This is a genomic window from Streptomyces sp. NPDC034037 (assembly GCF_055575715.1).
In genome coordinates this window covers 499,076-520,314 of the sequence record NZ_JBVISC010000003.1, presented here as the reverse complement: position 1 = coordinate 520,314, position 21,239 = coordinate 499,076, and the positions used below count along the sequence as shown (strand labels likewise).

15 protein-coding genes are annotated in these 21,239 nt (G+C 71.9%); 7 read left to right on the top strand and 8 right to left on the bottom strand.

Annotated features, from left to right (window positions below):
* Positions 1-93 precede the first annotated feature (93 nt).
* Positions 94-720, top strand: coding sequence for a histone-like protein (locus tag ACZ516_RS12940; RefSeq protein WP_469010042.1), 627 nt, complete (start codon positions 94-96; stop codon positions 718-720).
* 327 nt (positions 721-1,047) lie between these two features.
* Positions 1,048-2,694: a hydroxysqualene dehydroxylase gene (locus ACZ516_RS12935; RefSeq protein ID WP_469010041.1), complete on the top strand. Its 1,647-nt coding sequence runs from the start codon at positions 1,048-1,050 to the stop codon at positions 2,692-2,694.
* On the opposite strand, the gene ACZ516_RS12930 is transcribed toward ACZ516_RS12935, so the two are convergent.
* From ACZ516_RS12930 to ACZ516_RS12920, 3 genes are all read right to left on the bottom strand, one after another.
* A complete protein-coding gene (locus ACZ516_RS12930; protein ID WP_469010472.1) occupies positions 2,678-3,676 on the bottom strand; it encodes a polyprenyl synthetase family protein in 999 nt (332 codons plus the stop codon). The genes ACZ516_RS12935 and ACZ516_RS12930 overlap by 17 nt on opposite strands.
* 147 nt (positions 3,677-3,823) lie before the next feature.
* The gene (locus ACZ516_RS12925; RefSeq protein ID WP_469010040.1) at positions 3,824-5,605 is read right to left on the bottom strand and encodes an ABC transporter ATP-binding protein; all 1,782 of its coding nucleotides are present in this window, start codon (positions 5,603-5,605) and stop codon (positions 3,824-3,826) included.
* The gene (locus ACZ516_RS12920; RefSeq protein ID WP_469010470.1) at positions 5,602-7,548 is read right to left on the bottom strand and encodes an ABC transporter transmembrane domain-containing protein; all 1,947 of its coding nucleotides are present in this window, start codon (positions 7,546-7,548) and stop codon (positions 5,602-5,604) included. The genes ACZ516_RS12925 and ACZ516_RS12920 overlap by 4 nt, the downstream gene beginning before the upstream one ends.
* Positions 7,549-7,797: 249 nt before the next feature.
* Between ACZ516_RS12920 and ACZ516_RS12915 the strand changes: the two genes are divergently transcribed.
* Positions 7,798-8,583 carry a L,D-transpeptidase family protein gene (locus ACZ516_RS12915; RefSeq protein ID WP_469010038.1) on the top strand — a complete coding sequence of 262 codons (786 nt, stop codon included), beginning with the start codon at positions 7,798-7,800 and terminating at the stop codon, positions 8,581-8,583.
* Between the two features lie 100 nt (positions 8,584-8,683).
* The gene (locus ACZ516_RS12910; RefSeq protein ID WP_469010036.1) at positions 8,684-10,318 is read left to right on the top strand and encodes a peptide-N4-asparagine amidase; all 1,635 of its coding nucleotides are present in this window, start codon (positions 8,684-8,686) and stop codon (positions 10,316-10,318) included.
* Positions 10,319-10,418: 100 nt separating this feature from the next.
* Here the strand turns inward: ACZ516_RS12910 and ACZ516_RS12905 are convergent, their stop codons facing one another.
* From ACZ516_RS12905 to ACZ516_RS12895, 3 genes are all read right to left on the bottom strand, one after another.
* Positions 10,419-11,906, bottom strand: coding sequence for a Gfo/Idh/MocA family protein (locus ACZ516_RS12905; protein ID WP_469010034.1), 1,488 nt, complete (start codon positions 11,904-11,906; stop codon positions 10,419-10,421).
* 207 nt (positions 11,907-12,113) lie between these two features.
* Positions 12,114-15,044 (bottom strand): FAD-binding and (Fe-S)-binding domain-containing protein, encoded by a 2,931-nt coding sequence (locus ACZ516_RS12900; protein ID WP_469010033.1) that lies wholly within the window; start codon positions 15,042-15,044, stop codon positions 12,114-12,116.
* A gap of 113 nt (positions 15,045-15,157) precedes the next feature.
* Entirely contained in the window at positions 15,158-15,613 is a 456-nt protein-coding gene (locus ACZ516_RS12895) for a MarR family winged helix-turn-helix transcriptional regulator (protein ID WP_469010031.1), read from the bottom strand.
* A gap of 117 nt (positions 15,614-15,730) precedes the next feature.
* On the opposite strand from ACZ516_RS12895, the gene ACZ516_RS12890 reads away from it, so the two are divergent.
* From ACZ516_RS12890 to ACZ516_RS12880, 3 genes are all read left to right on the top strand, one after another.
* Positions 15,731-17,536, top strand: a complete 1,806-nt coding sequence (locus ACZ516_RS12890; RefSeq protein WP_469010029.1) for an ABC transporter ATP-binding protein — start codon at positions 15,731-15,733, stop codon at positions 17,534-17,536.
* Between the two features lie 43 nt (positions 17,537-17,579).
* Positions 17,580-18,395, top strand: a complete 816-nt coding sequence (mltG, locus tag ACZ516_RS12885) for an endolytic transglycosylase MltG (protein ID WP_358584256.1) — start codon at positions 17,580-17,582, stop codon at positions 18,393-18,395.
* A 183-nt stretch (positions 18,396-18,578) separates the two neighbouring features.
* Positions 18,579-18,821: a hypothetical protein gene (locus ACZ516_RS12880; protein WP_358699624.1), complete on the top strand. Its 243-nt coding sequence runs from the start codon at positions 18,579-18,581 to the stop codon at positions 18,819-18,821.
* 94 nt (positions 18,822-18,915) lie between these two features.
* Here the strand turns inward: ACZ516_RS12880 and ACZ516_RS12875 are convergent, their stop codons facing one another.
* Positions 18,916-20,025 (bottom strand): NAD(P)-binding domain-containing protein, encoded by a 1,110-nt coding sequence (locus tag ACZ516_RS12875; RefSeq protein ID WP_361082086.1) that lies wholly within the window; start codon positions 20,023-20,025, stop codon positions 18,916-18,918.
* 38 nt (positions 20,026-20,063) lie between these two features.
* Positions 20,064-21,239: an LLM class flavin-dependent oxidoreductase gene (locus tag ACZ516_RS12870; protein WP_469010028.1), complete on the bottom strand. Its 1,176-nt coding sequence runs from the start codon at positions 21,237-21,239 to the stop codon at positions 20,064-20,066.

Here is a 21,239-nt window from a genome sequence, read left to right as displayed (position 1 = left end):
GCCGATGACACGACGACGATGAGACCGCAAGCGTTGCCCGGTCGGTGGCGATCGTCAGCGAAAGCGCGAACAACCACACATGGAGGAGTGCGAATGAGCCAGAAAAAGGGCGGAAAGCCGGACCCGGTTGCGCATACGGAGCAGCCTGAAGCAATCCTTCCGGAACAACTGTTCGTCGCTCACACCAAGAAGCAGCTCCATCCCAAGGCGGCCCGGGCGGTGGCTGCGGGACTGATCTGCGTGATGGGGGAGATCTTGGATGGCGCTTATCTCCTCCGGCTGAAGGCGGACGCCGACGAGGCGGGTGGCAAGGAGATCCAGCCTCGCCAGGTGGATGACGCGATCCGATCGGACGAGGAGTTACGCCGCTTGTTGTCCGCTTGGCTGCTCGAGAGGGCACCGGCTGCCCGGACGGAGCCGCGGCCTGTGCGGCAGCCCGTGGCGAGCACTCCGGGCGCCGCCCTTGAGGGGGCCATCGACCGAATGATGAGCGCGCTCAGCCCGGACGAATCCGTCACTGTCAGCGCCTCGGCCAAGAGTGTCCTCGCCGGCCTACTAGCCCTTCTCATCGAACAACTGATGGATGCCGCCGATGTGATCTCCACAAGGACCAACAGCAACGTCATCCACGCGGAAGATGTCCGCGCGGCTGTCCAGGTGATGCTGACGGGCGAACTGCGTCGGCTCGCCGACCGGGAGATCAGCAGGGCGATCGCTTGACCGCATCCGGGCCGACGAGGCACGTGCCCAGCCCGACTCCGGGTCCGAGTCTGCCTGAGCGTTTCTGCCCTGCGGAGCGCATGTGGCCGACCGCGCTTCGCCCGTCGGCGGGGCCGGTGTTGATGGCGCAGGCGAGGCGGATCATCCCCGCGTGTCGGAGCGCCGGCCAGCTGTCTTGAGGTCGAAGGCGCGCTCTCTGGCACAAAGCTGATCAATGATCTACTCCTCGTGACGGGGCGGAAGGGGGCCTCCCGCTGAGTGCCCCCACGACGGAATGTGGTGGTGTCGGTGGGGCGGGGTTTACGGGTCGCGGTGCTGGGTGGAGGCGTGGCTGGGTTGACGGCGGCGATGGAGCTGGCGGAACGCGGCTTCGAGGTGACGGTGGTGGAACCCGCCGGCTGGGGTGGCAAGGCCCGCAGCGCATGGGTGCCGGGGACGGGCCGGGGCGGGCGGTTGGACCTGCCCAGTGAGCACGGGTTCCGGTTCTTCCCCGGGTTCTACCGGAGCCTTCCGGACACTCTGCGCCGTATCCCTGTCGACGGCAGCACGGAGGGGGTGGCGGGGAATCTGCGGGAGGCGACACAGATGCTCTCCGCGCGCTCGGGCCGGGTGGGTGAGCGGGTCACGGATGTGTCCGCGGCTGCGAGTACGCGCACTCCGATGGAGTTCCTGCGTGCTGTCGGGTTGGAGGCGGGTGGCAGGGGGCTGACGAGCGAGGAGCTGCTGTTCTTCGCGAACCGGATGCTCGTCTACATGACGAGCAGTGACGAGCGGCGGCTGGGCCAGTGGGAGTCGACCTCGTGGTGGGACTTCGCCGCGGCCGACGGCGCCTCCGAGGAGTACATCAAGGCGTGCGTGGTGGGGGCGACCCGCACGGTGGTCGCGGCACGGGCCGAGGTCTGCAGTGCGCATACGGTTGGTGGGTTCCTGGAGGCCTTCAGTTTCGGCTTCCTCGGCCGGGGCGAGGAACCGCAGCCGGCGGACCGGGTGCTCAACGGCCCCACCAGCACAGCCTGGATCGACCCGTGGATCCGGCATCTGGCGTCCCTGGGGGTGCGGCTGGAGCTCGGCTGGGGTGTCGAGCGGGTGGCCCTGAGCGGTCGTCGTGTCACCGGGGCCCGACTGCGCGATCCGGCCGGTCGGCGGCGGGAGCTGGAGGCTGACTGGTATGTCTGCGCGCTACCGGTCCATCGCATAGGCGCGCTGCTGGACCGCGGACTGGCGGAGGCCGACGCCGAGCTCAAGAACGTGACGGGACTGCACACGGACTGGATGGTCGGCATGCAGTTCTACCTGACCCGGCCGGTGCCGGTCACCCACGGTCATGTCCTGTTCCTGGACTCGCCCTGGGCACTCACCTCGATCAGCCAGGCCCAGTTCTGGGACGGCGACTTCCCGTCCACCTACGGTGACGGGACGGTGGCCGACTGCCTGTCGGTGGACATCTCCTCCTGGGACACCCCGGGCATCCTGTACGGCAAACCGGCCCGCGAGTGCAGCCGGACGCAGATCGCGGCCGAGGTCTGGGCGCAGCTGTGCGACGGGCTCAACGGAGGTGGTCGAACCCGCCTGCACGAGGGGTTGCTGCACTCCTGGGAGCTGGATCCGGCGGTGCGGAACCTGGACGAGCCGGGGCCGGCCGTCAACGACGAGCCGCTGCTGATCAACACCACCGGTTCCTGGGAGGCGCGCCCGCGGGCGGTGACGGCGGCGGCGAATCTGTTCATGGCCGGGGACTACGTGCGCTCCCCGGTGAACCTGGCGACGATGGAAGGCGCGAACCAAGCGGCCCGCCTCGCCGTGAACGCCCTGCTGGAGGCTGCCGGTGACACCAGGGTCCCCGCGGCCGTGCACGCCCTGCACCAGCCGGGGGAACTGCGCAGGCTCAAGGAGGTGGACGCCGAGCTGTTCGAGCAGGGCCGCGCTCACCTCATGGACGGGCCGCCTCCGTGGAAGGTCAGCGCACGCGTCTGATCACGACCGTGCACAGCGCCTCAAGGTCTTCGAGAGCCGAGGGCACGGTGGTGAGGCGGTGCAGCCGGTCGCGTGCGGCCGTCGCGTGCTGGGCGGCGCGGTCGCTGGTCCAGCGCCGGCCGCCCGCCTCCTCGACCAGGCGGGCGATGCCGGCCGTGTCGCCCCCGGGCCGCGAGTAGAGGCGGGCGAGTTCGTCGCCGGCCGGGGTCGCGGACGTCAGCGCGGCCACCACGGGCACCGACATCTTGCGCTTCTTCAGATCGTTGAAGACGGGCTTTCCGGTCACCGCCGGGTCGCCCCAGATGCCGAGCAGGTCGTCCACGAGCTGGAAGGCCATGCCGAGGTCGTGTCCGGCCTTCGCCCACTGGGCGCAGACGGCCGGGTCGGCGCCTCCGTAAAGGGCACCCAGCCGGCAAGCGCAGGCGAACAGCGAGGCGGTCTTGCCCGAGACCATCTCCAGACACTCCGTCAAGGTCACCTGAGTCCGTCGTTCGAAGACCAGGTCCAGGCTTTCGCCGACCGCCAGTTGGATCAGCACGTCCACCAGAGCGGCCGACGCCTCACGAGGCACCGGCCCGTCCGGCCCGTCGGCTTGCGACAGGACGTCGAACGCGGTCAGCATCATCGCGTCCGCGGACCGGACGGCGGACGACGGGCCGAAAACCTGCCACGCGGCCGCACGGTGGCGCCGCACCGTGTCACCGTCCAGAACATCGTCGTGGAGAAGCGACAGGTTGTGCACCATCTCCACCGCCGCGGCCGCCGGCACCGCCCGCCGGTCCACGCCTCCCACCGCACGCGCACACGCCAGAGTCAGGGCAGCACGAACGTACTTACCGCCCTGACGTACGCCCTCCCCCGACCAGCCGAACTGATAGGCGGCCACCTCAGCCGCGGGCCCCGGCAGCGACCCCACCCACCGCCGCAGCTGCTCCTCACAAGCCTCGCCCGCGCTCCGCAGCACCTCATCGACCGTGCCCACCGTCAAACCCCCATCGTCAGCTCCACACGAAACCATGCTGCCCCGGTTGTCGGCGGGCAGGATTCCTCCAGGGCTCCATGATGGTGGGTCCGACAGGCGCTGGAGCTCTTGTTTGATTTGAGCCCACCCCCGCCGGGACCGCTGCGGCTATCCGTGCCAGGACCGCCACAGCGCCGCGTACGCCCCGTCGGCGGACACCAGTTGGTCGTGGCTGCCGAGTTCGCTGATACGGCCGTTCTCGACCACCGCGATGACGTCCGCGTCGTGCGCGGTGTGCAGGCGGTGGGCGATCGCCACGACGGTGCGGCCGTCCAGGACACGGGCGAGCGAGCGTTCCAGGTGCCGTGCGGCACGCGGGTCGAGCAGCGATGTCGCTTCGTCCAGGACCAGGGTGTGCGGGTCGGCGAGGACGAGCCGGGCCAGCGCGATCTGCTGGGCCTGTGCGGGTGTCAGCGCGAACCCGCCGGAGCCGACCTCGGTGTCCAGGCCGGCGTCGAGCCCCCGTGCCCAGTCGGCCGCGTCGACGGCGCCGAGCGCGGCCCACAGTTCGGCGTCCCGCGCACCGGCCCGGGCGAGCAGGAGGTTGTCGCGGAGAGAGCCGACGAAGACGTGGTGCTCCTGGTTGACCAGCGCCACATGGGAACGGACTTCCTCGGCCAGCATGTCCGACAACGCGGCGCCGCCCAGCGTCACTTGTCCGGTGCGCGGGCCGTAGATGCCGGCGAGGAGCCGGCCCAGCGTGGACTTGCCCGCGCCCGAAGGGCCGACGAGGGCGACGCGCGAGCCGGGCTCGACGGCCAGGGACACCTCGCGCAGCACGTCCACGCCCTCGCGGTAGCCGAAGTGCACGTCGTCCGCGAGGACGTCACGGCCATGGGGAACCAGCGACGCGTCGCCCGCGTCCGGCTCGATGTCGCGCACGCCGACGAGCCGGGCCAGGGACACCTGCGCCACCTGCAGCTCGTCGTACCAGCGCAGGATGATTCCCAGGGGGTCGACGAGCATCTGGGAGATCAGCACACCCGCGGTGAGCTGGCCCACGCCGATCCAGCCCTGGAGGACGAAGACTCCACCGATCATCAGCGTCGAACAGAGCACGGTGGTGTGGGTAAAGTTGATCACCGGGAAGAGGACCGAGCGCAGGTAGAGGGTGTAGCGCTCCCAGGCGGTCCACTCCTTGATGCGGCGTTCGGACAGCTCGATGCGGCGCTCGCCGAGCCGGTGGGCCTCGATGGTGCGGCCTGCGTCGACGGTCTCCGCGAGGGCGGCGGCCACGGCGGCGTATCCGGCGGCCTCCGACCGGTAGGCGGCGCCCGCCCGCTTGAAGTACCAGCGGCAGCCCACGACGAGGAGGGGAACGGCGACGAGGACCGCGGGGGCCAGTGGCGGCGCGGTCACGACCAGGCCGCCGAGCAGCAGCGCCACCCACACCACGCCGATCGCGAGCTGCGGAACGGCCTCGCGCATGGCGTTGGCCAGGCGGTCGATGTCCGTGGTGATCCGGGAGAGCAGATCGCCCGTCCCCGCGCGCTCCAGGACACCCGGCGGCAGCCCGACGGACCGCACGAGGAAGTCCTCCCGCAGATCGGCCAACATCCGCTCGCCGAGCATCGCCCCGCGCAGCCGCACCTCCCGTACGAAGTAGGCCTGCACGGCGAGGGCGAGCGCGAACAGGCCGATGGTGCGCTCCAGATGGAGGTCGCGGGCACCGTCAGAGACCTTCTCGACGAGGTCGCCGAGAAGGTACGGGCCGGCCATCGAGGCGACCACGGCGAGTGTGTTCACCGCGATGAGCAGCAGGAAGGCCCGGCGGTGGCGTCGGAACAGGTCGCGGACGTAAGCGCGGACGGTCGCGGGCGCGCCGATGGGCAGCGTGTCCGCGGTCGTGGGGGCCGCCGGGTCGTACTCCGGTGGCGCCAGGCCGATCATGCCGTCTCCTCGATGTCGAATGCCGTGAGGGCGTCCGCGCGGGCGCGCTCGTCGTCGGTCTCGCGGGTCACGACCGCGCGGTATCGCGGTTCGCCGTGCACCAGTTCGCGGTGCGAGCCCACGGCCGTGACCTCGCCGTCGGCCAGGAAGACCACCCGCTCGGCGCGGTCCAGGAGCAGGGGCGAGGAGGTGAGCACCACGGTGGTGCGTCCGGATCGCAGCCGGCGGATGCCGTCGCCGACCCGCGCCTCCGTGTGCGAGTCGACGGCGGACGTCGGCTCGTCGAGTACCAGGACCTCGGGGTCGGTGACCAGCGAGCGGGCCAGGGCGAGGCGCTGGCGCTGGCCTCCGGAGAGGGAGCGGCCGCGCTCCGTGAGGTGGGCGGCCATCGGGTCGTCGTCCACCGAAGTCTGTGCGAGGGCGGTCAGTACGTCCGCGCACTGGGCGGCCGCGAGCGCTTCCTCGGGGGTGACGGCCCCCGAGGCGGGCACGTCGAGGAGGTCATGGAGCGTCCCGGAGAGCAGGACGGGATCCTTGTCCTGGACCAGGACGGCGGTACGGGCGGCGGACAGCGGCAGGCCGTCGAGCGGTGCGTCCCCGAGGCGTACGGACGGCAGGCCCGAGGCCTCCTCGAAGGCCGGGTGGCCGCCGAGACGTTCGGCGATTCTGCCCGCCTCGTCCGGGTCGCCGCAGACCACGGCGGTGAACCGGCCGGCCGGGGCGAGGAGCCCGGTCACGGGGTCGTACAGGTCACCGGCGGGCCGGGCGCCGCCCGGCCACGGGCGTGCGGCGCGCCCTCCACCCACGACGTCACCGGCTGCCTCGGCAGGCGGCGGCTCGGCCGGGCCGACGGGCCTGCCCGGGGCGTGTTCCCGGTCCTGTCCCGAGGTCCGGCCCGAGGCCTGCTCCGGCATCCGCGCCGCACCGGAACCGGCCGTGGGCTCAGCCGTGCGTTCCAGGGCCAGCACCCGTGCCGCCCGCTTCGCGGAGGGGCGGGAGAAGGAGTACGCCATGGCGATCTCCTCGAAGTGCCGCAGCGGGTAGTTGAGCAGCATCACCGCGCTGTAGACGGTGACCAGTTCGCCGACGGTGATCCGGCCCTCGCGGGCCAGATGCACGCCGTGCCAGACGACCGCGATGAGCAGCAGCCCCGGCATCAGGACCTGGGTGGCCGAGATCACCGCCCACATGCGGGCGCTGCGCACCGCGGCCGTTCGGACCTCCTGCGAGGCGCGGCGGTAGCGGTCGAGGAAGAGTTCCTCGCCGCCGATGCCGCGCAGGACCCGCAGACCGGCGACGGTGTCCGACGCCAGTTCGGTGGCCCGTCCGGCCTTCTCGCGCTGGAAGTCGGCCCGCCGGGTGGCGCGCGGCAGCAGAGGGAGCACGGCGAGCGCGAGCACCGGCATCCCGGCGGTGACGACGACGCCGAGCGCGGGCTGGTAGACGAGGAGGCCGACGCAGACCAGGACGACCGTCAGGGCGGCCGCGGCGAACCGCGACAGGGTTTCCACGAACCAGCCGATCTTCTCGACGTCTCCGGTGGAGACCGCGACGACCTCACCGGCCGCGACGCGCCGGGTGAGGGCGGAGCCGAGCCGGGCGGTCTTACGGGCCAGGAGCTGCTGCACACGGGCCGCGGCCGTGACCCAGTTGGTCACCGCGGTGCGGTGCAGCATCGTGTCGCCCAGCGCGATCCCCACGCCGAGGAGACCGATCAGCATGCCCGCGAGGGCGAGCCGTGCCCCGGACCGGTCGAGTACGGCCTCGACGGCGAGGCCGACCATGTAGGGCAGGCCCGCGATGGAGGTGAAGTGCAGCAGGCCCCAGGCGAGGGACTTCAGCTGCCCCCCGAGTTGGTTGCGGCCCAGCCACCACAGGAAGCGTGGCCCTGACCGGACATCAGGGAGGCCGGGGTCGGAATACGGAAGATCGCGAATCTGCATGACGTCCCAGGACTCGGAGCGGCTGCCGTCGGCTCGGGTGGGCCGCGAGGCGACGAGATCTCGCACGTGAGACCACGGTCGGGCTCGGGCCAGGGGAAGCGGGCGGCGGTGACGAGCTGTGAAAGGTTCGCCTCGGACGGTGGTCCGAGGCAAACGGTTTTCCGGCCGGGGGTAAAGAATCGGCTCCGAACTTCGCGTCGGCTCCGAGGCCGGGCGGGGGAACCGGACGCCGGATGCGACCATGGGCGGATGCGTATAGCCGGTGCGGTGCGAGCGGTGGTCGCGGCAGCGGCCTGCGGTGTCCTTCTGACGTCCTGTGGGAGCGACGGCTCGTCACAGACGAAGACGAAGGACGACACCAGAGCCGGGGGAGCGGACGGGGCGGGGGGCGCCGACCGGCGCGCCACCGGCCTGAAGAGCATCCCCGCGGTCGGCGACCGCCTGCAGGCGCGGATTCCCGCGGACTCCCGGCAGGTGCTCGCCGTGTACGGCGACGGTGAGGACTCGGCGAAGTCGACCGTCGTCCTCTACACGAAGGCCGCGAAAGCCGCAGCGCCCTCGCAGGCCGAGCGCGGGGAGAAGGACGCCACCTGGTCGAAGGTCCGCAGTTGGTCCGCCCACAACGGCAAGAAGGGCTGGACCACCGACCACCGCGAGAACGACAAGCGCAGCCCCGTCGGAGTGTTCACGCTCAGCGACGCGGGCGGTGTCCTCGCCGACCCGGGGTCCAAGTTCCCGTACACGAAGTCGTCCTCCATGCAGGCGCCGCACTACTGGCCCAAGACGCACTGGCACGATTTCGACTACGTCATCGCCATCGACTACAACCGCGCCAAGGGCACCCCGCCGAACGACCCGACGCGCCCGCAGGGGCAGGCGAAGGGCGGCAGCATCTGGCTGCACATGGACCACGGCAGCGGCACATCGGGCTGTGTGAGCCTGTCCAAGTCGGCCATGGAGTACCTGCTGCGCACCCTGGACCCGAAGCAGCACCCGGTCGTGGTGATGGGGGACAAGGCGAACCTCAAGGCGTGAACGCGGCCATGGAGGCCGCGGGGACGCAGGTGTGAGCACGGATACCGGTGGGGCCGAGGCCCCATTGCGGTGCACGACGACTGCCCCATAGAACACCTCCATGAGAAGACGCGTCATGTCCATGCTCGCGGGGCTCACTCTCGCCGCGAGCGCACTCCTCGGCACGGGCCAGGCCACGGCCACGGCCGTCACCACACCCCCCGCCGAGTTCGGCACCGACTGGCACGACCCGCTCACCGCCGCGCCCCCGGTCCCCAAGCCGCGCACGAAGTCCTGTGCGGTGACGGTCGCCGAGGCGCGGTTCAAGGACTTCACGCCCTTCCAGGGGCGCTACACGCCTCCCGAGGAGTGCGGTGACCGCTGGGAGAAGGTGGTGCTGCGTCTGGACGGCAAGGTCAAGGGGCGGCAGTACGACCGGCTCGGTTATCTGCGCATCGGGGGCGTGGAAGTGTTCCGCACCTCCACTCCGGAGCCGTCCCCCGAGGGCATCGCCTGGTCCGTCGAGAAGGACGTCACCCGCTACAGCGAGACGCTGGGGCACGACCAGCCGGTCGAGATGCTCATCGGGAACGTCGTCGACGACACCTACACCGGAATCATCGACGTCAAGGTCACACTGACGTTCTACGCGAAGAAGAAGGCGGCCGGGGTGAAGGCCGAGGCGGGGAACGCGCCGCCCGACCGCGTCCTCCCCCTGGGGGACGCCGTGAGGGACGGCGCCGCCCTCACCACCCCGCGCAACAGCGAACGCATCGTCGCCGAGGTCTACGCGACCGGCTCCGGAGGCGGCTGCGAGGAGTACTGGTACCTGACGGTGCCCGACACCGCGCCCTACTCCTGCACAGCGGACGACGGCCCCTACCGCGAGGTCCAGATCAAGGTCGACGGACGACTGGCCGGGGTCGCCGCGCCGTTCCCGACCGTGTGGACCGGCGGCTGGTCCAACCCGTTCCTCTGGTACGTGATCCCGGGCCCCCGCGCCTTCGACATCAAGCCCGTCGAGTACGACCTGACGCCGTTCGCCGGGCTCCTCAACGACGGCCGCCCGCACGACGTGAAGGTCTCCGTCGTCGGCGTACCGAAGGCGCGGACCGGCTGGAGCACCCCGGCGAACGTGCTCGTCTGGCAGGACGAGAAGCGCGAGCACGTCACCGGCGCCCTGACCCGCCACCGGGACGGCGCCCCCACGAACACGTCCACGTACACACCCGGTTCCGGGGAGGTCGCGCACCGGCTCGACACCAAGGGCGGCCACCGGCTGAGCGTCTCCGGGTACGTGAACACCTCGCACGGCCGCGTCGCCACGACCGTGACCCGCACCCTCGCCACCACCTCCGCGCACCGCTGGACCGACGGCGAGTCGATGGACGCGCTCCAGGCCACCTGGACCGACCGCGAGACGGTCACGACGGGCGGCGGGGCGGTGCGCACCGACCGCACGTACACCATGGACGGCACCACGACGCTCGGTACGGGAGACCGGCTGCGCACCGCGATCTCGCTCGGTGACCGTGCCGAGAAGGTCGTGACGCGCGGCCACCGGCCTGTGGGTGGGTCGGTGACCGACGACCGGTACGAGGGCGACGCGTCGTACCTCACTCAGGTGCCCCGCGAGCAGCGGCACGCCGTGGGCACCTCCCGCGAGCGCTATCGGCAGTACGGCGACACGGGCTGCCACGACCGTACGTTGGCCACCGTGCAGGGCGTACTGACGGAGGACCGACTGCGCTGCTGAGGTGGCCCACGACCCACGCCCGCGGCCCACGCTCACGGCCAACGGCCCATGGCGCACGCCCCGACGGCCCAGGGGGTCACGCCGAAGCCGGCAAGTACGCCTACGCGTCAGGCTTCGGCTTCGGCGAGTCCACCCCCGGACGCTCTCTCTCCCACAGCCCACGAGTGAAGTCGGGGATCGCCTGCGGCGCGCCCTTCGCCTTGATCGACAGGTGGCTCAGCGGCACGGGTGCCGTCCACGTCGCGGCGTCGTACACGTCGAAGTCCGGGACGAGGCCGAGCCGCATGGTCTGCATCAGCCGGAAGACCATGATGTAGTCCATGCCGCCGTGGCCGCCCGGCGGGTCGGCGTGCTCCTTCCACAACCAGTGGTCGAAATCGGCGTACTCGGAGAAGTCGGCCCACTTGTCGTCCGTGTGGTCCGGTTCGAGGTAGATGCGGGCGGGGTAGTCCTCGAAGACGCCCTTCGTGCCGCCCAGGCTGTTCACGCGGCTGTAGGGGTGCGGTGTCGAGACGTCGTGCTCCAGGCGGATCACCCGCCCCTTCGCCGTCTGGACGAGACTGATGGTGCGGTCGCTCTCGATGTACGTCTCCTTCCAGCTCGGGTCGCCCGCCGGCATGTGCGCCTCGCGGTACTCGGCGAGGCCGAGCGCGGGAGTGCCGAAGCTGGATATGTGGGTCACACGGTCGCCCCGGTTGACGTCCATGTAGTTGGCGACCGGGCCGAAGCCGTGGTTGGGGTAGAGGTCACCGCGCAGCCGGGTGTGCCACAGGCGGCGCCACGGCCCCTCGTAGTAGTCGGGGTCGAACATCAGGCCGCGCAGGTCGTGGTTGTAGGCGCCCGCGCCGTGCAGCAGCCGGCCGAACTTGCCCGCGTGCGCCATCCGCAGGACCCGCATCTCGTTCTTGCCGTAGCAGCAGTTCTCCAGCTGCATGCAGTGTCTGCGGGTGCGCTCCGAGAGGTCCACCAGCTCCCACAGCTCGTCCAGACGCATGGCGAGGGGACACTCCACGCCCACGTGCTTGCCGCCCAGCATCGCCGACTTGCAGATGGCGAAGTGGGAGTCCCAGGGCGTCGCCGCGTACACGAAGTCGATGTCCCCGCGCCGGCACAGGTTCTCGTAGTCGTGCTCGCCCTTGGTGTACGTCGCCGGGGCCGGCTGACCGGCGGCGGTGACCTTCTGCGCGGCGGCCGCCGCCTTCTCCTTGACCGGGTCGCAGAGGGCGACGACGCGGACACCGGGAATCGCGAGGAACAGGTCGATCATGGAGCCGCCGCGGTTGCCGAGCCCGACGATGCCGACCCGTACCGTGGAGCGCCGCTGGAACGGCACGCCGATCATCGTCCTGCCTTTGCGGGCCGGCGCCTGCCCCGCGTCCTCGGCAGCGGCGCCGGCGGGGGCGGCGGCCGGAGTACCGGCATGTGCCGTGCCGCCCGCGAGGGCGCCGACACCGAGCCCGGCCCCGGCGAGCCCCGCCGTGCGCAGCACCGCGCGGCGCGAGCGGCCGTCTCCGGGTGTGCTCGTGCCCGCCGCGCTCTCCTCGGGAGGGACGCCGTCAGGGGTCGGTGTCGCGTTCTCGTCGTGCATCGGACCTCCGTAGCCGTATGTCGGGTGGTCTCCGCCACTGGGGCGGAAGCCACCCTGAGGGGGCCGCGACGGGGACGCAAGAGACGGAAGTGGTCGAGGAGTTGGACTTCTCCGCAGGGAGATCCGGACCGCACGGCGCCAGAGCTGAGGCCCGGATCGCACGGCACCAGGGGTGAGGTCCGGGAGCGAGGCCCCGCAGACGCACAGTCACACGCGGGGGAGCGGGCGCGTCGCACGCTCCAGCTCCAGAAGTACGGAGTGGTACCCGCGACCCGTGGCATGGTCCATGCCGACCTCGCACATGCGGTTCGCCGAGAGGTGGGCGTCGAAGGGACGGGCGGTGACCTCGGTGGCCTCCTTGCGGGTGGCCGACTCCGTGAGTTCCCGGTGGAGCATGCCCCGGTCGCCCGCGAACGCGCAGCACCCGGCGTCGTCGGGCACGACCACCTCGTCCGCGCAGGCCTCCGCGACGGCGCGCAGCTGCGGCTCGTCCCCGAGGTGGTGCGTGGAGCACGTGGGGTGCAGGACCGCGGAGGCGATCGTGCGGTGCACGGTCAGGTGGGGGAGCAGCTCGTCGGCGGCCCAGACGACGGAGTCGACGACGGTCAGTTCCCGGTGCAGGGCGCGGTTGTCGGCCGTCAGGTACGGCACCACCTCCTGTGCGATGCCGAGCGTGCACGACGAGGCGTCGACGACCAGCGGCAGCCGGCCGCCCGCGGTCCAGCCCCAGGCCGCCTCGACGACGCGATTGGCCATGACCCTGTTGCCGGCGTCGTACCCCTTGGAGTGCCAGATCGTCGCGCAGCACGTCCCCGCGACGTCCCCGGGAATCCAGACGGGCCTGCCCGCGCGCGCGGAGACCGCCACGACCGCCTCGGGCAGCGAACGGTCGCCCGGGCCGCCGAAGACGCGGTTCACGCACGCCGGGTAGTAGACGGCCGCGGCGCCCGTGCGCGCGGTGCGAGGCAGGGTGCGCGGTGCGGCGCCGGGCATCCCCGGCAGCCACTCCGGGACGAGGTCGGGGCGTACGGCCTTGCGGGCGGTGCGGGTCACGGCGGTGAGCAGGCGGTCGTTGATCCGGTCCGCGGCGGCCACCGCGAGCCGCGCGGCCGCCTCGACGCCCTTGAAGTGGCGCGCGGCGAACGCGGCCGCCCGCTCCTCGCGCCGTGAGTGCCGCGCGTGCCGGAAGTCCTTCATCAGGGCGCCCGTGTCGATGCCGACGGGGCAGGCCAGTTTGCAGGTCGAGTCGCCCGCGCAGGTGTCCACGGCGTCGTATCCGTACGCCTCCACCAGGCCGTCCTCGACCGGGGAGCCCGGCGCCTGGCGCATCATCTCGCGGCGCAGGACGATGCGTTGACGCGGCGTGGTGGTCAGGTCCCCGCTGGGGCAGGTGGGTTCGCAGAAGCCGCACTCGATGCAGGGGTCGGCGAGGGCCTCCACCTTGGGGATGGTCTTCAGGCCCCGCAGATGGGCCTTGGGGTCACGGTCGAGCACCACGCGCGGGGCGAGTACGCCGTCCGGGTCGATGACCTGCTTGGTGCGCCACATCAACTCCGTCGCCTTCGGGCCCCATTCGAGCTCCAGGAAGGGGGCGATGTTGCGGCCCGTGGCGTGCTCGGCCTTCAGGGAGCCGTCGAAACGCTCCACGGTCAGTCGGCAGAACGCGTCCATGAAGGCGGCGTAGCGCCGCACGTCGGAGGGCAGCGCCGCGTCGAAGGCGAGCAGGAAGTGGAGGTTGCCGTGCGCGGCGTGGCCCGCGACGGCGGCGTCGAAGCCGTGGCGCGTCTGGAGGTCCAGGAGTGCCTCGCAGGCCTCGGCGAGCCGGCCCGGTGGCACCGCGAAGTCCTCGGTGATCAGCGTGGTCCCCGCGGGGCGGGCGCCGCCGACGGCGGTGACGAACGCCTTGCGCGTCGTCCAGTAGCCGCCGATCGTCCGCGCGTCGCGCGTGAAGGTGTTCGTCACGGACGGGACCGGCGCGATCAGTTCGAGCCGCCGCACCACCTCGGCGGCCGCCGCCTCGTACGCCTCCCGGGTCGCTTCGTCCGGCGCCCGGAACTCCACCAGGAGCGCGGCCGCCGACTTCGGGACCCGGGCCCAGTCGGCCGGCACCCCGCGCACGCTGACCGAGGCACGCAGCGTATTGCCGTCCATCAGCTCGACGGCGAGCGCGCCCGCCGCGTTGAACAGCGGCACCGCCGCCGCGGCCGCCGGCAGCGAGGGGAAGAAGAGCAGCGCGGCGCTGAGGTGCCGCTCCAGCGGCAGCGTGTCGAAGACGACCTCCGAGATGAAGCCGAAGGTGCCCTGCGAGCCGACCATCAGACCGCGCAGGATCTCCACGGGCGTCGCACCGTCGAGAAAGGCGTCCAGGCGGTAGCCGTTGGTGTTCTTGATCTGGTGCTTGGCGCGGACGCGGGCCACCAGCTCCGGGTCCGCCTCGATCTCGCGTTTGATCGCGAGCAGCCCCTCGCACAGGGCGGGCTCGGCGTGCGCCAGCCGCTCGTCGGCGTCCGGCTCGCCCGTGTCCACGACCGTGCCCGAGGGCAGGACGAAGGTGAGCGAGGCCACCGTGCGGTAGGAGTTGCGGGTGGTGCCCGCGGTCATGCCCGAGGCGTTGTTCGCGACGACGCCGCCGATGGTGCAGGCGATGGCGCTCGCCGGGTCGGGGCCGAGCACCCGGCCGAAGCGGGCGAGGGCGGCGTTGGCGCGGACGACCGTGGTTCCGGGGCCGATGCGGGCCCGCTCGCCCGAGCCGAGCACCTCGACGCCCGCCCAGTGCTTGCGCACGTCGACCAGGATGTCCTCGCCCTGGGCCTGGCCGTTGAGCGAGGTGCCCGCGGCGCGGAAGACGACCTCGCGGCCCTTGCCGTGCGCGTAGGACAGGACGGCCGATACGTCGTCGATGTCCTCGGGGACGACCACGACCCGCGGCACGAAGCGGTAGGGGCTCGCGTCGGAGGCGTACCGCACCAGGTCGGAGACCTTGGTGAGGACCTTGTCCGCGCCGAGCAGCGCGGTCAGTTCGCGGCGCAGCGGCTCCGGGGTGCCGGCGGCCCCGTAATCCGGCACCCGGTCCGGTGACGGGCCCGCGGCGCGCGCCGGGGGGCGCAGGGCGTCCGGCTCGGGCTCCAGCAGCGGCATGGGCTCTCCCTCGACGGCGGCGGCGTGCCGGTGACGACCCCTTCCCGCGGGTCAGCAACGGCCTTCCGGTCCTTCCAGCGCGCCAGCAACGGCCTTCCGGTCCTTCCGGCGCGTCAGCAACGGCCTTCCGGGTCGTCCAGCAGCGCGGTCAGCAGTCCGCCGAGGACCTCGCGCTGTTCGGCGGTCAGTGGGGCCAGGATCTCCTCCGCGGCGGCCCGGCGCGCGGCGCGCAGCTCTTTGAGGGCACTGTGCCCCGCATCGGTCAGTTCGATCCGGATGACCCGGCGATTGCTCGGATCCGGCACGCGCCGCACCAGGGCGCCCCACTCCAAGGTGCCCGACTCCAGGGCGTCCACCAGGCTCGTCACCGCGCGGGGCACCACTTCCAGGCGCTGCGCGAGGTCGGCCATGCGCGGCGGCGCCTCGTAGTGCGCGAGGGTGCGCAGCAGCCGGGACTGAGCCGGGGTGATGCCGACCGGCCCCAGGTGGTGCTTCTGGATGCGGTGCAGCCTGCGGGTGAGCCGCAGCAGCTGTTCGGCGAGGGGGCCGTCGGTGTCCGGGGCGCTCATGACGGGAAGTCCGGGGTACGCATGGCGGGAACATTATCAGGGCCTAGTGCATTGTGAGTATAGGTAACAGTGAGCTATGCTCCCCCAAGAGCACCGTCCGACCTCCCGTAGGAGCCCATGCGTCACGACGAACCCACCTGGACGCCGCCGCCCCAGGCCCCCGGCCAGGAGCCGCCGCGGCAGCTGCGCCGCATCCTCCGCCTCTTCCGCCCCTACCGGGGCCGTCTCGCGATCGTGGGCCTGCTGGTCTGCGCCGCCTCCCTCGTCTCGGTCGCCACCCCCTTCCTCCTGAGGGAGATCCTCGACACCGCGATCCCGCAGGGGCGCACCGGCCTGCTGAGCCTGCTGGCGCTCGGCATGATCCTGAGCGCGGTGGTCACGAGCGTCTTCGGGGTCCTGCAGACCCTGATCAGCACCTCCGTGGGGCAGCGGGTCATGCACGACCTGCGCACGGCCGTCTACGGCCGGCTGCAGAGCATGTCCCTGGCCTTCTTCACCCGCACCCGCACGGGCGAGGTCCAGTCGCGCATCGCCAACGACATCGGCGGTATGCAGGCGACCGTCACCTCCACCGCGACCTCCCTGGTCTCGAACCTCACGAGTGTGATCGCGACCGTCGTCGCCATGCTCGCCCTGGACTGGCGGCTGACCGTCGTCTCGCTGCTGCTGCTCCCGGTGTTCGTGTGGATCAGCCGCCGCGTCGGCCGCGAGCGCAAGAAGATCGCCACCCAGCGCCAGAAGCAGATGGCGGTGATGGCCGCGACCGTCACCGAGTCGCTCTCCGTGAGCGGCATCGTCCTCGGCCGCACGATGGGCCGCGCCGACTCGCTCACCCGGTCCTTCGCGGAGGAGTCCGAGCGGCTGGTCGACCTGGAGATCCGGTCGAACATGGCGGGGCGCTGGCGCATGGCCGTCATCTCGATCGTCATGGCCGCCATGCCCGCCGTCATCTACTGGAGCGCGGGCCTGGCCTTCCAGCTGGGCGGCCCGACCGTCTCGATCGGCACGCTCGTCGCCTTCGTGTCGCTCCAGCAGGGCCTGTTCCGGCCGACCGTCAGCCTGCTCTCCACCGGCGTGCAGATCCAGACCTCGCTGGCGCTCTTCCAGCGCATCTTCGAGTACCTGGACCTGACCGTCGACATCACCGAGCCGCCCCGGCCGGTCCGCCTCGACGCGATCAGGGGCGAGGTCCGCTTCGAGGACGTCGAGTTCCGCTACGACGAGAAGTCCGCGCCCACGCTCCAGGGCATCGACATCGCGATACCCGCGGGCGGCAGCCTGGCCGTCGTCGGGGCCACCGGCTCGGGCAAGTCGACCCTGAGCCACCTCGTCCCCCGGCTGTACGACGTCACGGGCGGCCGCGTCACCCTCGACGGCGTCGACGTGCGCGATCTGGACTTCGACACCCTCGCGCGGGCCGTCGGCGTGGTCTCCCAGGAGACCTACCTCTTCCATGCCTCGGTCGCCGACAACCTCCGCTTCGCCAAGCCCGACGCCACCGACGAGGAGCTGGTCGCCGCGGCCCGGGCCGCCCAGATCCACGACCACATCGCCTCCCTGCCCGACGGGTACGACACGGTCGTGGGCGAGCGCGGACACCGCTTCTCCGGAGGCGAGAAGCAGCGCCTGGCCATCGCGCGCACCATCCTGCGCGACCCGCCGGTCCTCATCCTCGACGAGGCGACCAGCGCCCTGGACACCCGCACCGAGCGGGCCGTGCAGGAGGCCATCGACGCCCTGTCGGCCGACCGCACCACCCTCACCATCGCCCACCGGCTCTCCACCGTCCGGGGCGCCGACCAGATCGTGGTCCTGGAGGCGGGGCGCACCGCCGAGCGCGGCACGCACGAGGAGCTCCTGGCCCGCGACGGGCGGTACGCCGCCCTGGTCCGCAGGGACGCCCAACTGGAGCCGACAACCTAGATATATGTCGGGAATAAGACTATTTACGGGTTAATGTGCCCCCATGCAGACCAAGACTCCGCGACGGGGCACGATTCGACTGACGCGGCGGGGCCGGATCGCCCTGATCGCGACCGGAGCCGTCGTGGCGGCCACCGCCGTGGCGGTGCCGCTGCTGCTCCCCGACGACGACGCGCACCCCCAGACCCTGACCATCCCCGAGGGCTGGCGATCCACCCAGGTGTACGCGGCCGTGGACAAGGCCCTGAAGGTGCCGCCCGGCACCACGAAGAAGGCCGTGCCCAAGGCCGGTCTGAAGCTGCCCCGCGACGCGGGCGGCAACCCCGAGGGCTATCTCTTCCCGGCGACGTACCCGATCGACTCGCGGTCGACCCCGGCGTCCGTCCTGTCGTACATGGTGAACACGGCCAACAAGAAGTTCGGCGGCGGCCAGGTCACGGCGGGCGCCGAGCGCAACACGGTGAACGTCTACCAGACCGTCACCATCGCCAGCATGATCGAGGCGGAGGCGGGCTCGAAGCAGGACATGGGCAAGGTGGCCCGGGTCATCTACAACCGCCTGGACCGGGGCATGCCGCTCCAGATGGACTCCACCATCAACTACGCCCTCAACCGCTCCACGCTGGCCACCAGCGACCGCGACACGAAGGTCGACAGCCCCTACAACACCTACGCCCGCATGGGGCTGCCGCCCACGCCCATCGGCAATCCCGGTGAGGCGGCGATGCGGGCGGCGGTCAGCCCGGCCGCGGGGGACTGGCTGTACTTCGTGACGGTCAAGCCGGGGGACACGCGCTTCACGGCGGACTTCGAGGAGCACCAGAAGAACGTCGTGGAGTTCAACAAGCAGAACTCCTGAGGGGCGAGCGGTGCGGGCGGCGGCGCATGCGCCCCGGCCTGGCGAGGAGCGGGTCGAGTGGGCCAAGTGGCAGTACGCCGAGGTCCGTTCGGGTGGAGAGCGGGTGCTGGGCCGTTAGGCGACCCGGCCGCCGCGGCAGATGACTTGGCGACAGTACCGGCATATTCCTGGAGGAATATACTCATGCGTGTTCGCTCGACCATCCTCGCCGCCGCTCTCACCGTGTCCGCCCTGGCCGTCGGGGCCGGCGCGGCCGTCGCCGACGAGGACCACGACCGCTACACCCCGCGCCACGAGTCGGGCTACGACCACGAGGGCTACCACCGCTCGTACGACAGCGTCGGCGGCCCGCTCGGCATCGTCTGGGCCGAGGCGTCGGGCTACGACCACGAGGGCTCCGGCCACGCGCCCGGCCACGGGCGCTGACACAGCCGAAGGCGGCGCGGTGGCAAGAGGGGCTCGGCCCCTCTTGCCACCGCGCCCTGCTGTGCCCCGGGCGGGCGCCCGGCGGGGCGCGGGTTCACACCGCCGCCGGCGCTCCCGCCAGCAGCCGCTGGATGTCGCGTACGGCGGCGCGTCCGGCGCGGTTCGCGCCGATCGTGCTGGCCGAGGGGCCGTACCCCACCAGGTGGACGCGGGGGTCGGCGGCCGCCCTGGTGCCCTCCATGCGGATGCCGCCGCCGGCCTCGCGCAGCCGCAGCGGCGCCAGGTGGTCGATCGCGGCGCGGAAGCCCGTGGCCCAGAGGATCACATCCGCCTCGACGTGGCGCCCGTCGTCCCACGCGACGCCGGTCGGCGTGATCCGGTCGAACATCGGCAGCCGGTCGAGGACCCCCTCGGCCCGGGCCCGCCGGATCGCGTCGTTCACCGGCAGGCCCGTCACCGACACGACACTGCGCGGCGCCAGCCCCCGACGGACGCGCTCCTCCACCATGGCCACCGCCGAGCGGCCCCGGTCCGCGTCGAACGGCCCCTCGCGGAACACCGGCGGGCGCCGGGTGACCCAGGTGGTCCCGGCCGCGTACGGGGCGATCTCCATCAAATGCTGCGTTCCGGACGCACCGCCGCCCACGACGACCACCCGCTGCCCGGCGAAGGCCTCGGGCCCCGGGTAGAGCGCCGTGTGCAGCTGCCGGCCGAGAAAGGTGTCCTGGCCCGGGTAGCGCGGCCAGAACGGCCGGTCCCAGGTGCCGGTCGCGTTGATCAGCGCACGGGCCGACCAGGCACCCGCCGAGGTTTCCACGAGCAGCCGCCCGTTCTCGCCCTCGCGCACCCGGCGCACGTCCACGGGGCGCCGCACCCGCAGGTCGAAACGGTTCTCGTACGCCGCGAAATACGCCCCCACCACCTCCGACGAGGGCCGCTCGGGGTCGGCGCCGGTCAGTTCCATGCCGGGAAGCGCGTGCATGCCGTGCACCTTCCCGTACGTCAGGGAAGGCCAGCGGAACTGCCAGGCGCCGCCCGGCCGGGGCGCGTGATCGAGGACCACGAAGTCCCGGCCGGGCTCGAAGCCGACCCGCCGCAGGTGGTAGGCGCCGGACAGGCCCGCCTGCCCCGCGCCCACGACGACCACGTCCACGTCCTGCGCCACCGCTCCGGCGACCGCTTCTCGTACCCCGATGTCGTTCACGTTTCTACTAACTTCTCCGGGGTCCGGGATCTTCCCCGCTACCGGGGCGCGCCCGATGTTCGCAGGACAGGGGCCCCGGCGGACGGGATGTCCGGCACCGCCCGGTGCAGCAGGCCGCGCTGAGCCAGGTCGGGGATGACGCCCTCCCCGAACCAGTACGCCTCCTCCAGATGCGGATAGCCGGACAGCACGAAGTGCTCGACGCCGAGCGCGTGGTACTCCTCGATCCGGTCCGCGACATCCGCGTGGCTGCCGACCAGGGCGGTGCCCGCGCCCCCGCGGACGAGCCCCACCCCGGCCCAGAGGTTCGGCGCGATCTCCAACTGGTCGCGGGAGCCGCCGTGCAGCGCGAGCATCCGCTGCTGGCCCACCGACTCGCTGCGTCCGAGCGCCTCCTGGGCCGCGGCGATCGTCTGCGGGTCGAGGTCGTCCAGCAGCCGGTCCGCGACCGCCCAGGCCTCGGCGGCCGAGTCGCGGGAGATGGTGTGCAGGCGGATGCCGAAGCGGACCGTGCGCCCCTCCCGCTCGGCGAGGTCCCGGATCCAGTCGATCTTCTGCTTGACCTGCCCCGGCGGCTCGCCCCACGTCAGGTACACGTCCGTGTGCCGCGCCGCGACCGGGCCGGCCGCCGCCGACGATCCCCCGAAGAAGATCTCCGGCAGCGGATCGGGCGGCAGCGCGGTCAGCCCGCCCTCGACCTGGTAGTGCTCGCCGGTGAAGTCGAAGGGCGTGCCGCTCCACACCCCTCGTACGACCGAGAGGAACTCATCGGTACGGGCGTAGCGGCGATCGTGGTCCAAGTGGTCGCCGAACCTCCGCTGTTCGGTCGAGTCGCCGCCCGTGACCACATTGAGCAGCAGGCGGCCGCGCGTGATGCGCTGATACGTCGCCGCCATCTGCGCCGCGAGCACGGGGGAGAGGACTCCCGGGCGGAAGGCGACGAGGAACTTGAGCCGCCGTGTGTGCTGGGCGAGCGCCACCGTCGTCAGCCAGGCGTCCTCGCACCACGTGCCGGTCGGCGTGAGCACCGCCTCAAAACCCAGCTGCTCGGCCGCCTTGGCGATCTGCGCCAGATACTCGATGTCCGGGGCCCGCACGCCGCTCACCGGTGTGACACGGGAGCGCGTGATGCCGCCGTCGGTGTACGCGTGCCGGTCCACGAGGGTGCGGCCGTCGCCGCCGGTCGGCAGGAACCAGTGGAGATGGACGTTCAC

What these genes read in the sequence shown, in the direction of transcription:
- ACZ516_RS12940 (WP_469010042.1), top strand. Translation starts at nt 94, where the DNA reads ATGAGCCAGAAAAAGGGCGGAAAGCCGGACCCGGTTGCGCATACGGAG.
- ACZ516_RS12920 (WP_469010470.1), bottom strand. Translation starts at nt 7,548, where the DNA reads ATGCAGATTCGCGATCTTCCGTATTCCGACCCCGGCCTCCCTGATGTC.
- ACZ516_RS12905 (WP_469010034.1), bottom strand. Translation starts at nt 11,906, where the DNA reads ATGCACGACGAGAACGCGACACCGACCCCTGACGGCGTCCCTCCCGAG.
- ACZ516_RS12925 (WP_469010040.1), bottom strand. Translation starts at nt 5,605, where the DNA reads ATGATCGGCCTGGCGCCACCGGAGTACGACCCGGCGGCCCCCACGACC.
- ACZ516_RS12880 (WP_358699624.1), top strand. Translation starts at nt 18,579, where the DNA reads ATGCGTGTTCGCTCGACCATCCTCGCCGCCGCTCTCACCGTGTCCGCC.
- ACZ516_RS12900 (WP_469010033.1), bottom strand. Translation starts at nt 15,044, where the DNA reads ATGCCGCTGCTGGAGCCCGAGCCGGACGCCCTGCGCCCCCCGGCGCGC.
- ACZ516_RS12915 (WP_469010038.1), top strand. Translation starts at nt 7,798, where the DNA reads ATGCGTATAGCCGGTGCGGTGCGAGCGGTGGTCGCGGCAGCGGCCTGC.
- mltG (WP_358584256.1), top strand. Translation starts at nt 17,580, where the DNA reads ATGCAGACCAAGACTCCGCGACGGGGCACGATTCGACTGACGCGGCGG.
- ACZ516_RS12895 (WP_469010031.1), bottom strand. Translation starts at nt 15,613, where the DNA reads ATGAGCGCCCCGGACACCGACGGCCCCCTCGCCGAACAGCTGCTGCGG.
- ACZ516_RS12910 (WP_469010036.1), top strand. Translation starts at nt 8,684, where the DNA reads ATGAGAAGACGCGTCATGTCCATGCTCGCGGGGCTCACTCTCGCCGCG.
- ACZ516_RS12890 (WP_469010029.1), top strand. Translation starts at nt 15,731, where the DNA reads ATGCGTCACGACGAACCCACCTGGACGCCGCCGCCCCAGGCCCCCGGC.